Source organism: Gordonia zhenghanii (genome assembly GCF_021738965.1).
Lineage (GTDB): Bacteria > Actinomycetota > Actinomycetes > Mycobacteriales > Mycobacteriaceae > Gordonia > Gordonia zhenghanii.
This window is the reverse complement of record NZ_JAKKOQ010000008.1, coordinates 267,824-280,387: the sequence shown is the minus strand read 5'-3', so window position 1 is coordinate 280,387 and position 12,564 is coordinate 267,824. Positions and strand designations below refer to the sequence as shown.

The window sequence follows — 12,564 nt, the reverse complement described above, 5'->3', positions numbered from 1 at the left end:
CTGTGCCAGCTCAGAGGCTCTCGCGTGCCCGCCTCGACTGCCGATACTGCTCGATCGTCAGACACTGCAACTGCGAGTAGCTGCCGCCGCGGTTCTCGACGTAGCCGACCGCCGACACGAACGGCTCGATCGTGTAGATCTTCGTCAACGGAGTGACGATGAGGAGTTGAAGCCCGAGCCTCGCGAACAGTGACAGCGCGTACCGTGCCGAATCGTCCGAACCGCGGCCGAACGCCTCGTCGATCACGACGAACCGGAAGTCCCGCGACCGCGTTGCGCCCCACTTCAGATCGAACTGGTATGCGAGCGACGCGGCGAGGATCGTATAGGCGAGCTTCTCTTTCTGGCCGCCCGACTTACCGTCGGAATCGGTGTAGTTCTCGTACTCCTCGTCGTCCTCGACGTGGCGCTCGGACGCTGCGAACGTCACCCAGTTCCGGACGTCGGTGACCAGCGACGTCCACCGCCGATCGACGTCGGCGAACCCTTCACGACCCCGGAAGCGTTCGACGATCGCCTTCACCAGGAGGAACTTCTCCTCCGTGTACTGCTGCTCCTGTGCCCCGATCTCCATCTCGCCGTCGCCACAGCGGCGCAGATCGGCGCGGAACTCCTTGATCTCTTGCGATGCACTCGAATTGACCTCGAGGCGGATGTAGCGACCGGGGTTGTACTCGATACCTGACAGCGACTCGTTGATCGTGTCGATCTTGGAGTGGATGAGATGGACTTCTTTGTTGAGCTTCGCAGCGAAGATCGCGATGTCACGGATCGCGTTGGTGTTCAGATAGTCCTTGAACTCGCCCTCGAATCGCGGCAGATCGTCCTCGGACAGTCGGCGGTTCAGTTCGCGGTACTCGTCTGCAGACGCGATGTCGGCATCGAACTCGGTCGTCAGAATCGGGTTGTCTCGGTTGAACTCCGACATCCGATTCACCACGCGCGTCTCGAACGTGCCGGCCCGCGACGTGTGCTGCTCGGATGCGTCGGTCAGCGACTGGGTGAGAGTCGCCTCCAGTTCGGTGCACATCTCGACGGTCAGTTCGACGTCGCCGATCGACTCGGTGATCGCGTCGAAATGTGTCGACGCGTCCTGCGATCCCGGCTCGGCCGCCACATGCCGGGCTGCGTCGCGAGTCTGCTCGCCCTGCGTCCGCGACATCTCGAGTCGAGACACCTTGTCGCGCAAGCCGTCACGGGTCGCGTCGGCGACCGACAACTGGTCGCGCGTGGACGCAACGAGCTCGGTCACCTCAGCCAACTCGTCCGACGAGTGCTCCAGGTCGGTCTTGCGCTCAGTCAGTTCGGAGATGCGGCCCGCCACCGACTCCCAGTCGACGGTGTCGAAGCTCTGATACGTCTCCAACCCGGTGAGCGCATTGCGCCGATTCATCAGCCGACGGCGAGAGTCCTCCAACTCTTCGATGTCGCCGTCGATCCGGTTCAGATCGTCCTGGACCCGTTGGCCCGCGGTGAACAGCGCGGTGACCTTCTGCTCGTTGCTCCAGCCGAGCACATAGTTGCGACGGTCGTCGACGCGCTGTGAATCGTCCTTCTCGTGGCGGCCGCCGCCCGACCGCACCTGACCGGCGGCGGTGACGGCGTAGTCGGCGTTCCGGAAATCGTCGAGCGTCTCGGCGCAGATGTGGCGGGCCCGCTCGAACAGTCGGCGTTCGAGCCACTCGTAAAAGGGGCCCTCTTTGACGTCGAGCTTGTGGACGAGCGCGTTGGACGGCGGAGTGGCCGTGGTCTTGGGGGAAAGGCGTTCGGGCACTTTGAAGTACACTAGCCGACCGCCGAGATGGTTGGCGTCGATCCAGGCCGACACCTCGTCGTACAGATCGGCCGACACCAGGAGCGACAGCCCGAACCCGCGGAGCACTCGCTCGGCTGCACCCTCCCAACGGGTCTCGTCCGGACGGACGCCGATCAGTTCGCCGACGAACGGCAGTTCGTCATGCGAGCGGCCGACGCCTGCGCAGATCAGTTCGCGCATCCGCAGGTTGCGTTCGGGAATGTTGCTGGTCCGACCGCGCAGACTCGCGATCTCGCCGGCCACCCGGCGTCCCTCGCCATCGATCTGACGTCGGTCGACGACGAGTTCGGTGATGCCGTTCGCGACGTCGGCGATCTCCGCGTCGAGCGCGTCGACGGCGTCCGTGATCTCGCTGCGCCGCTGCTCGAACTGACCGCGGTCGGCGACCGGCGCCAGCCCCGAGTCTTCGAGAAGCGTCGTGTACCTCTCGTACGCGCCTGCGCGCTCGTCTCGTTGGCGTTGCGCCTCGGCGATCTGAGCCTCCAACGCGGCGATGTCGTTGCCGCCCAACCCTGCCTGCCGAAGCTCCAACTCGCGCAACGCGATCCGGAGGTCGGCGATGTCTCGGTCGATCTCTTCCAACGCACTGCGCGTCGCGGCCAGTTCGCGATTGGACTCGGCCAGATCGGATTCCAGGAGTTCGGAGCGTCGGTTCGCGAAGTAGAAGCGGAGCGCGCCACGTCGCTGCCGCATCTCGGCGGCCATCTCCGTGTGGCTCGTGTACTTGTCGTAGTCGGCCAACAACGGTGCGAGATCAGTGAGTTGGCGGCGCGCGAGGACGACGGCGTCGTGCGCTGCCGTCAGATCCTCGAAGTGGGCGACCATCGTGTCGACCCACCCGGTGGAGTCGAACGGTTCGAGCATGTGGTCGCGGACGAAGTCGTTGAGGTTGCCGACAGCCTTCATGGAGACGGTCTGATGGAACAACTCCATCGCCTGCTCCGACCGGACCGCCAGACTGCGACGGTAGTCGCGTCCGTACTCCGGGAAGTGCTCGTGAATACGAGTTCCTCTGTCCTTCAATCGTTTCCGTAACGCGCGCAGGTCGGTGCCGAAATCGGCGAAGTCCGAGGTGATGTCGAGTGCGCGGTCGGTGACGGTGAAGAAACGTTCAGGCTGGCCGCTGTCGTGGCGCATCGAGAAGACCTGCGCGAGCGTGACCGTCTCGTCGTAGCCCTCGTTGGCGAAGACACCGAGGATCACCGAGTAGTTCGACATGCCGCGCAGAGCGACGGGGCGCGACGCCCCAGACGAGTCGTTGCGCTCGGACTTGTAGTGGCCGAGCACGTAGGAGCGGAGGTCGCGTTCTCGCGACTCGGCGCCCGCAGCCTTGTTGTAGGCGATGCGGTGGGCAGGCATCAGCAGGGTGGTGAGAGCATCGACGAGCGTCGACTTGCCGGAGCCGATGTCGCCGGTCAGTAAGCCGTTCTCGCCCGCGAGATCGAGTGTCCAGACCCGCTGGTCGAACGTTCCCCAGTTGAACACCTGGAACTTCTGAAGTCGAAAACCCGACCGGGCCGACTCGGTGTTCTCCAATTCCGTCGCGGCGAACAGCCCCGTCATCGCGTCTCCTCCCGTGCGATATCGGCGTACTCGGCCAGATGTGAATCGAGATCGGACAGCCATTGCGCGTCGACGAACGCCTTGATGACGCGACGCACCTCGTACTCGCCGTCCTGCCCCGGCATGCGGCGGAGAAAGCCGAGATCGGTGACGCGTCGGACCGCGGTATCGGTTTGATCGGCGGTGCGAGCCTCATTCGTCGTCGCCGGATAGAACGGATCGAGCAGTTCGCGCAACTGGTCGCCGGTCAGGATCAGTCGGCTGCCCGCATCGGTCGTGTCGTGTTCGGCGAGCTTCTTGCGGAGCAGTGCGAGCAGTAGCGACGTGTGCAACGGCAACTGATGGCGGGCGACGAGGCGGGGGATCCCCGACTCGGCGAGTTCGTCGTCGCTTCGGGAGCGCAGGAACGCATAGCCTTCGGCCTCGTCGACGACGACGGCGAGACCGAGCGTCGCCACGTAGTCGCTGACCTGTGCAGCCAATCCGACTACGTGCTGCCAGGTGGTCTCGGCCGAGTCGCGGTAGACGACGCCCTTCATCAGAGAAGTGACTGCCATCGACAGGCTCAGTTCGTCGCGGGGGACTGTACGGCTCATCGTGACTCCTGTGTCTCGATCGCGTCGATGCGATCGCCTGGGCCGGTCGTTCGGGGGCGTGAGTAGATGACGCGGGGGACACGCGCGGTCCGACGGGCGCCGAACTCATCGGTCCAGCCGACGTGTTGGGTCGTGGCGTCGTCGAAGATCTTCGTGAAGCTCTCATCGGTGAGCGAGAGGTACGTGATCAGTTCGGCGAGCCCCTGCGACAGCGGCGACTCGGCGAGGACGTCGGCGAGAGTCACCTGATCGTGACGGCGCAGACGACGCCGGACCTCGTCGACGAGAGGAGCAGGATCGATGTGGATCTGCTCGAACAACGCATCGGAATCGCCTTCCGCCTCTCCGTATTCGATGTCGTCGCTCTCGATGTCGACGGTGGGCGCCCGGTGATAGAGGGGACGTTCCATCGGTAGTACGACGGTCGGTGCGGGGGAGTCGATCTCGTGGGAGAACTCGTCGGTGCGCCCGTCGCGGACCGAATACGCCGACGCTTCGATGCTGCGGAGCAGATCCATGACGCGTCGGTTCTCCAACCATGCCTGGTCGTCGAGGAACCGCCGGAGCTGTTCGGACAGGCGGCGGACGGTGTCTTGTGCGCGGGTTCCCGCATCGAGCCAGTCGTGGTGGATATTGGCCAACCGGTCGTCCGCGACGTCGGAGAACGCCTGAGTCTCCCGGACGAGTCGGTCGAGTTCGTCGAGGCGGTCCGCCGACAGCAGCAGGTCGTAGAACGCCTGAAAGCTGCGCCCCTGGTCGGAGTCGGTGATCATGGTGCGGCTGCTGACGATCTCGTCGAGGAGTTCGCCCTTGGTGCCGCGCCACGTGGCGATGCGTTCGCGCATCTGCCGGTCCAATCCGCGGAAGTTCGCCTCGACCTCGCGGAAGTCCGACAGCAGGGCTCGCGACACCTCGCCGAACTGCTGGTACCGGTCCCGGCGTCGCGTCGCGTCGAGGACGCTCACCTCGCCGCGTTCGACGGCGTCGATCTCCGCGTCGATCTCGGCGCGGCGGCGGCGCAGCTCGGCCAGTCGGACCTGCGGATCGGTGTTCGTCCCGTACACGATCTGACGGAGGAGGTCGAAGACCGTGTTCAGGCGCGACTCGGTGCCGACGAAGTCACGCTCGCGCAAGGACTGAAGCCAGGCGACGGCCCTCTCGACAGCGGGTGTCGCGTCGTAATGCGGCTCGTCGCTGTCGGTGACGTAGTACTTGCGGAGCCAACCGGCAGACGGCGCCGCCCATTCGTCGAGATACGCCTTCGGCGCTCGCGGATAGGTTCCTTCGCCCAGTCGCTGGTTGAGGCCGTACAACTCGTCGTCGAGCAGACTGATCAGACCCGACTCGGAGATCTCGCGGATGTTGTCGTCGACGAACACCCGGCCGAGGAACGACAAGACGAGCGGCGCGTTATCCGCGCGCAGCAGCCTCCAGGCCGCGCTGGACTTCCGCACGGCGACGATCTCGTCGAATTGCACTGGGACAGGGTAACGAGTGACCCCACGAGAGTCGTAGTCGCGGGCCGATCGGACAGCGTGGTGGCGGGTGGGCCGCCGGGTCAGTCGCGGTGCGCGACGATGTTGAGCAGGGTGCCGTCCGGGGCTCGGACGAAGAATCGCCGCACACCCCACTCCTCGGTGGTGAGCGGATAGACGATCTCGTATCCGAGCTCCTGCGCCTCGGCGTATGCGGCGTCGACGTCGTCGGCGTGCACCGAGAGAGCCGAGTCAGCAGGAGCCGTCCGGTCCTCGGTGACGAGCTGCACGTGTGCGCCGGACTCGGCATCGGTGAAGCGAGCCACCCAACCCAGGTTGAACTCTTCGGTCTGCAGCCCGAGGAAGTCCTGGTAGAACGACTTCGCCTGCTCGATGTCGTCGACCGGAATGTTGGTGCTGATCTTCTTGGCCTGCATACGCACAATGTAGGCCCGACACACGATTGAGGCCCGGTGCATCATGAAATGCACCGGGCCTCAACTGGTCTCGCGTGAGGAATCAGATGGGGCGGAAACCCGATCCGACCATGCTGGTCCGGTTGAGGGGACGCAGAATGTCCGTCATCTTGGTAGCGATCATCGGGCTGTACACCGGGAAGGCGGGGTCAACGCACGGGATCGACGGAGTGCCCGCGCCTGCGACGCGCAGTGCGCCGTTCAACATGCCGACGAGACGGCCGCCGACGATGATCGGTCCGCCCGAGTCGCCGTGGTCGGCGCAGACGTAGTTCAGTGAAGCGTCACCGTCGTCGAGAAGTGTCGGGCCGCAGGTGAACCCGGTGGTGCGGCCTGCCTTGCACACGTTCGAGAACGGCTTCGGGTAGACGCCGACACGCGAGATGCGGGCTTTGCCGACCTGGCGGACGGCCTTCACGCGCGAAGGATTCAGCGCGATGACCGCCACGTCGAGCTTCTCGCTCCGGGTCGCGATGGTCCCGATGACGCCTGCGGAACGCTTGCGCTCGGCTTGGACGGTGTTGCCGACGCCGCCGCAGTGAGCGGCGGTCAGGCCGACGAGACGGCCGGTGCGATCATGGCCGACCGCGGTCATCGTGCACAGCGAGTTGCCCGCAAGGATGATTCCCGAGCCACCGCCGACCGTGGCACGCGGCGCGGCGTCAGCAGGTGCGCTCGGCATCAGCGCCGCAGTAGTGGCGACCGCGGCGACCGCGACCAGCACTCGTTTGAACATCTTCACGTTGACAGAACTCCGTTCGAGTTTGACTTCCGACCCCCCGGCCGGACTCGGTAACGATTCAAACACACGTGCGGCCGTCGCAATGTGAGGCGAAGCATCGCGTGCCGACTGTGTGACGAATACCGTTGGGCGCATGTCTACGCGTCCAGACCTGTCGACCCTGTCCGCTGCGCTCGCTCCAGGAATGGTCGTGACCGACCCCGACATCCTCGGGGCCTACCGTTTCGACAGAGCGAATGATCCGGATGCCGGCACGCCACTCGCTCTGGTTCGACCGCTCACCACCCAGGACGTGCAGACCGCAGTCCGCTGGTGCGCCGAGCACAAAGTCCCGATCATCACGCGGGGGACGGGGACGAGTCTGTCCGGCGGATCGACAGCGGTCGACGGCGCCGTCACGATCTCGACGGAGAAGATGCGAAACCTGAGCATCGACACGTCGACCCGGACCGCCGTCTCGCAGCCGGGCATGTTGAACGCCGAGGTCAAAGCGGCAGCAGCAGCGGAAGGGCTCTGGTACCCGCCGGACCCGTCGTCGTTTGAGATCTGCTCGATCGGCGGAAACGTCGCAACCAACGCGGGGGGACTCTGCTGCGTCAAATACGGCGTCACCACTGACTACGTTCTCGGCCTGGAAGTCGTATTGGCCGACGGCCGCGCGGTCCGGTTGGGCGGCAAGCAACTCAAGGACTCGGCTGGACTGCCGTTGACGAAGCTGTTCGTCGGCAGCGAAGGCCTCCTCGGGATCGTCACCGAGGTGACGCTGCGACTCCTGCCGCCACAGGCATCCGCGAGCACCGTCGTCGGATCGTTCCCGAGTGTGCGCGCCGCATCGGAAGCAGTACTGGCCGTCACCTCGCAGATCCGTCCCGCCATGCTCGAGTTCATGGACTCGGCATCGATCAACGCCGTCGAGGACATGCTCAAGATGGGTCTCGATCGAGAGGCCGGGGCAATGCTCGTCGCGCAGTCGGACGCGCCGGGGCCCGCGGGTGTCGCCGAAGTGGAACTCATCGAGCAAGCGTTCTCCGCATGCGGCGCGGGAGAAGTGTTCTCGACGTCGGACCCGGCAGAGTCGGAGGCGTTCACTCAGGCGCGACGGGTCGCGATCCCCGCTGTGGAACGGCTCGGCGCCCTTCTGCTCGAGGACGTCGGCGTTCCGCTTCCGTCGCTGCCCGCGCTGATCGACGGCGTCGAGGCGATCGCCGCCGACAACCGGGTGATGATCGCAGTGATCGCGCACGCAGGCGACGGCAATACCCACCCGCTGATCGTCCACGACCCGAACGATCCGGACGAGACCGCCCGCGCGAATGCCGCGTTCGGTCAGATCATGAGTCTGGCGATCTCGTTGGGCGGCACCATCACCGGTGAGCACGGCGTCGGACGGTTGAAGAAGGGATTCCTCCGCGACCAGGTCGGCGACGACGTCATGGAACTCACGGCTGTTCTGAAATCCGCGCTCGACCCCGACGGGCTGTTGAACCCTGGTGTGCTGTTGTAGGGGTCTCGACCCTTCGACTCGCGGTACCGCTGATTGAGCGGTGCCGTCGTTGATCGAGCGGTCCTTGTCGTTGATCGAGCGGAGTCGAGATCGCTGGTGGGGGTCTCGACCCTTCGACTCGCTCCGCTCGCTCAGGACGGCGCTCCGCTCGACCAGCGGTGGGGGCGGGTCCCGTTGTTTCGTGCGTTCTGAAGGTGGTCGGGGTCTCGACTCCGCTCGACCAACGAACTAGGGCTCGACCAACGAACTAGGGCTCGACCAACGAACTAGGGCTCGACCAACGAATAGGGCTCGACCGACGAACTAGGACCCGACCAACGAACTAGGGCTCAACCAGCAGACGTGGCCCGACCGGCGGAACGGGTCAGCGAATGCGGTCGAGAATGAGGGCGGCGAGGTCGGCGGGACGCTGATCGGGGAGCCAGTGGGAGGCGCCGTCGATGATCGCGAGGCGGAAGTCGCCCGTGACGTACTCGTGGGTGAGTTCGGCTCCGCAGCGGGAGAGCGCGGTGTCGCCGGAACTCCACACGTGGGTCGTCGGCGCCGACACCTTGGCGCCGAGGCCGCCGGGGCCGTCGAGGAGCATGGCGCGATACCAGTTCAGAGCACCGGTCAACGCGCCCGAGTCGATGACTTCGCGCTGGACCGCCTGTGCCTCGTCGAGTGCCATGCCGGTGCGCTGCAATGCGGTAGGCAGAACCGACCGTGCGCGGGTGATAGCGAACTCCGGCAGCCACGGAAGCTGGAAGAAGAACATGTACCAAGACATGAGCGCCTGACGACTGCGCGTCATCGACCGCGCGAACGCACCAGGATGAGGCACCGACACCGTCGTCAACGACCGCACCAGCTCCGGTCTGCGGGACGCCAACGACCACGCCACGACCGCGCCCCAGTCGTGCCCGACGACGTGGACCGGGCCTTGGTCGAGCTGTTCGATCAGCGAGACGATGTCCGCGGTCAGCTCACTCGTCCGGTAACAGCGTCGTCCACGGGGGCGCGCTCGGGGTGAGTACCCGCGTTGCGTCGGGGCGATCGTCCGAAATCCCTGCGCCGTCAATAGTTCCGATACCTGAGACCAGGATGACGCGGTTTGCGGGAAGCCGTGAAGGAGGATCACCGGGTCGCCGTCGGACGGTCCGGAATCGATCACGTCGAAAGTGAGGCCGTCGCGCGAGAAGGTGTCCATAGTGCCCTCGAGTCTGCCAGATCCGAGCATCCGCGTGAGCCTTCCCACAGCGTCGCCGTCCGGGGTCGAGACGGGGAACCGTCGCGGGGTAACTTGTGTGCTTCACGACGCGCCGCACCTCCCAGCGACGCGAGTAGAAGAGGTGTGGTGAGCAAACGCGCATGACAGGTTCGGCGACCTTGCAGGACAACGAATTCGAAGACTGTATTCGCAATCGATACACCGACGCCGAACTCGTCGTCGAGACCGATCCGACAGTCGACGAGATCAGCCGAGTGCACTCACAGCTCGGCAGGCTGATGTCCCAGATGCCAGCGGGCGCGCACTTCGCGCTCATCACCGGCTATCCGGCACTCATCGCGACCGCCCTCGTCGGGCACGCCGCTCTCCGCGACGGCGCCACCGACTTCTGGGACGGGTTCGCTGACGCGATCGGAGTGGACCGCGACCCGTCGTTCGAGGCCGCGCTCGTCGGCTTTGCCGGCGACATGTTCCGGACGATCGGGCTCCGTGACGTCGAAGCACTCCGCGATCGGGATCCGGTGTGGTTGCTCGAACTCCACGCTGGCATCCCGGCGCACGCCATCGGCGGGCTCGTCGACGTCATCGAACAGCATGTGACCGCCGGTCGCGCGCCGCAGGGGACCGTCGTCCTCGACCACCTGACCGAACCCGGATTCTCGCACCGGCGCAGGCAACTGCCCGCCGAGTTCCGGGCACTGCTCGATCACGCCCCAGACATCGCCGTCACCTTCCTCGCGCGGATCTGCGCCGTCCTCGTCGCAAGCATCGCCGAGCCAGCGACCTGGTCCGCGGATGCGTTGACCGAATCTGCCGTCGACTTGCCGCCGACGATCCTGTCCGCACTGCGAGATCGGTTGGCGGACAAGCCGTTCCTCGACGGCGACGACGATGCGGCTGCGCTGTGCATCGCCCGATTTCCGGAACTGCGTTACGACGCAGCCGAAGGCACGCTCGACGTCGTCATCCCGTCGGACGAGAAGCCCACGACCTGGCGTGCCTGGGCAGGTGACGCTCCCGAACAGGTCCAGACCGGCGCCGATGAGGCAGCCGTCGTACCCGTCACTTCGGCGCTACGCGAGTGCGTGCTCGTCAACCTCGACACCGGTGCGCGTAGGGCCATCCCGGTCGTCCTGCCGGGCGATCCGATCGTCCTGTTCGCACCCGACGGCCGCGTCATGTCCCGGCACCGCACTCTGCCCGCAGGCGAGGTCTTGGCGCTTGTACCGAAAGACGCCGAGTTCACCGGTTCGGGTCGCAAGAAGGTCGCTGTCACAGACACGCGCAACGGCCCATGGGACGGGTGGCTGCTGCGCACTCTCGACCTCGCGGGGCACCGCGAACTGACGGTGGTCCGCGACGGACGGGCCGGTACGACACGTCGTGTGCGGCCCGCGGAGAGTCCGAGCATCGAACTGCCCGAACCGCTGCCCGGCATCACGACCAGGGACGGCGACCCGGTGTTCGGGGAGCGGCCCCTCGTCGACTTGCCTGCGCACCACGGCGACGGCGACAAGCGGTGGCGTGTCCGGGTCCGGCGGGTCGGAGATCTCGACTGGCTCGTCGACTATCCGTGGGAGTCCGAGGCCTTCGTGACATCGGCCGACCCGTTCGACGGAGTCGACGCACCGCTGGTCGGAGCCTACGAGATCGTCGTCAGCGACTCGTACGCACTGGACTTACGCCGCGTGGCCGTCATTGTCGAAGGGCTCGGCGCAACCCACGACCCAGCTGTTCGGCTCCCCGCAGCCGACGGACTCGCCGAGTCGGTCACCGAGCTGACCGCAGACGGTGACCTCGCCGTCGACGACGCGAAACTGACCTTCGGCCCGAGCGACGTCGAACAGATCACCTCCACCCGGTCGGGCGACGCCTCTCTAGAACTGGTGGTGCGTCCGCCGCACGCACTCGTGCGACTCGAACGCGCGGGAGTCCCGTCCGCGTGGCAGACCGCGCTTCCGGTGATCGACGTCGACGCCACCGATCACAGAAGACTGGCCGTGTACGTTCCCGGCGGCGTCGACGTGTCGTTCGCTCTCCTCGACGGCGACTTCGAGATCGTCCGGGAATGGGAGTCCGAGGGACGTGCCGGCACCGAGTTCGCGTTGGCAACCAGGCCTCTCGCCGACGCAGCGCGACGTCTGGTGAGCGGCACGATCGTCGCGGTCATCGAAGACGCGGACGGCGAGACGGACGAGGCGCCGATCGCGATGCTCACGCGCGGAGTAGAGCAGCCGAACACGGCTGTGTCCGCCTCGGCGCCCGCCGTCGACGACTTGACCGGCGCGTGGATGCTGCTCGACACCGCACAGGCCGCCGACGCGGAGAGCCCGGCACCGTCGGTCGACGTGTTGACCGCGGACGCGACCGCATCGCTCGTCGCGCTCGGCGACAGCCCGGTCGCGCCGCGTCGGATCCCGGCCCTGCTCATCCGGTCCGGCCTCGCCGAACGGCCGTTCGCGCCGAGCGACCGCGCGAGCACGTCACATCCGAACCCGTATGTCGGATGCACCATCGCGATGTCGGCGATCGTCGATCCGAAGACGTCCGACCGTGACGAGATCCAGTCGTATCTGACGACCCGCGGCGGCGACGAGTTGCTCCGTCTGCTGGCGACCGGTCGGATGAGTGATCCGAGGACCGGCGTCTTCGACCGCAACGTGATGGCCGTCGAGTCGATGGGGCGCGACCAGGTCGACATGCTCTTCGAGCACTTCCGGCTCGTCCCCGGTCCGGTGCTCGATCTAGACATGCGGACCAGCGCGACGATCGACGCGTTCCATCACCGGATGGAATGGATGGCCGATCCGCTGAGCGTCGAGGCTCCGCGCCACGTCAACACGATGCTGCGGGACGTCCGACGGTCGTCACCGGAGATGTACGACCTCATCTCCGCGCGCAACGAAGTGCTCGCAGGCGTCGACACCGGTACCAGCCCGTGGATGTTGCTGTCGATGCAGTCGATGACCTTTGCGGCCGTCGCGAGACTGCAGGCCAACGACTGCCTCAAGAAGGGCGGTCTGACCGACGAGGGTCGCGCTATGTGGGCGGCGCTCGCCGATTACTTCCCAGGCATGGTGTCGGCCGACCTGTTGATGGCGAACGCAGTGGCGGTACGGGCGGCCGCGTTGGCCGCAGTCCGGCAGAAGTAGCCCGGCGGCAGGAGCGGCCGAGCAGCGGGG

The 12,564-nt window shown here is 66.1% G+C and carries 8 protein-coding genes; 2 read left to right on the top strand and 6 right to left on the bottom strand.

The genetic code is table 11. From position 1 onward, the window contains the following. Positions 1 to 10: 10 nt before the first annotated feature. The 5 genes from L5G32_RS11540 to L5G32_RS11520 all read right to left on the bottom strand — a co-directional run bounded on the left by L5G32_RS11540 (position 11) and on the right by L5G32_RS11520 (position 6,662). Entirely contained in the window at positions 11 to 3,379 is a 3,369-nt protein-coding gene (locus tag L5G32_RS11540) for an ATP-binding protein (RefSeq protein ID WP_237011172.1), read from the bottom strand. Beyond that, entirely contained in the window at positions 3,376 to 3,975 is a 600-nt protein-coding gene (locus L5G32_RS11535; RefSeq protein WP_237011171.1) for a DUF4194 domain-containing protein, read from the bottom strand. The genes L5G32_RS11540 and L5G32_RS11535 overlap by 4 nt, the downstream gene beginning before the upstream one ends. Beyond that, positions 3,972 to 5,453 carry a DUF3375 domain-containing protein gene (locus L5G32_RS11530; protein WP_237011170.1) on the bottom strand — a complete coding sequence of 494 codons (1,482 nt, stop codon included), beginning with the start codon at positions 5,451 to 5,453 and terminating at the stop codon, positions 3,972 to 3,974. Before L5G32_RS11530 ends, L5G32_RS11535 begins: the two co-directional genes overlap by 4 nt. Positions 5,454 to 5,533: 80 nt before the next feature. Next, a complete protein-coding gene (locus L5G32_RS11525; protein WP_237011169.1) occupies positions 5,534 to 5,887 on the bottom strand; it encodes a VOC family protein in 354 nt (117 codons plus the stop codon). Between the two features lie 82 nt (positions 5,888 to 5,969). Next, positions 5,970 to 6,662, bottom strand: a complete 693-nt coding sequence (locus L5G32_RS11520) for a S1 family peptidase (RefSeq protein WP_237011250.1) — start codon at positions 6,660 to 6,662, stop codon at positions 5,970 to 5,972. Between the two features lie 139 nt (positions 6,663 to 6,801). On the opposite strand from L5G32_RS11520, the gene L5G32_RS11515 reads away from it, so the two are divergent. After that, complete coding sequence (locus L5G32_RS11515) at positions 6,802 to 8,172, top strand: FAD-binding oxidoreductase (RefSeq protein ID WP_237011168.1); 1,371 nt, start codon at positions 6,802 to 6,804, stop codon at positions 8,170 to 8,172. A 364-nt stretch (positions 8,173 to 8,536) separates the two neighbouring features. On the opposite strand, the gene L5G32_RS11510 is transcribed toward L5G32_RS11515, so the two are convergent. After that, positions 8,537 to 9,361 carry an alpha/beta fold hydrolase gene (locus tag L5G32_RS11510; protein WP_237011249.1) on the bottom strand — a complete coding sequence of 275 codons (825 nt, stop codon included), beginning with the start codon at positions 9,359 to 9,361 and terminating at the stop codon, positions 8,537 to 8,539. Between the two features lie 161 nt (positions 9,362 to 9,522). Here L5G32_RS11510 and L5G32_RS11505 point away from each other — a divergent pair, with 161 nt between their 5' ends. After that, the gene (locus L5G32_RS11505; protein WP_237011167.1) at positions 9,523 to 12,534 is read left to right on the top strand and encodes a hypothetical protein; all 3,012 of its coding nucleotides are present in this window, start codon (positions 9,523 to 9,525) and stop codon (positions 12,532 to 12,534) included. Positions 12,535 to 12,564 lie beyond the last annotated feature (30 nt).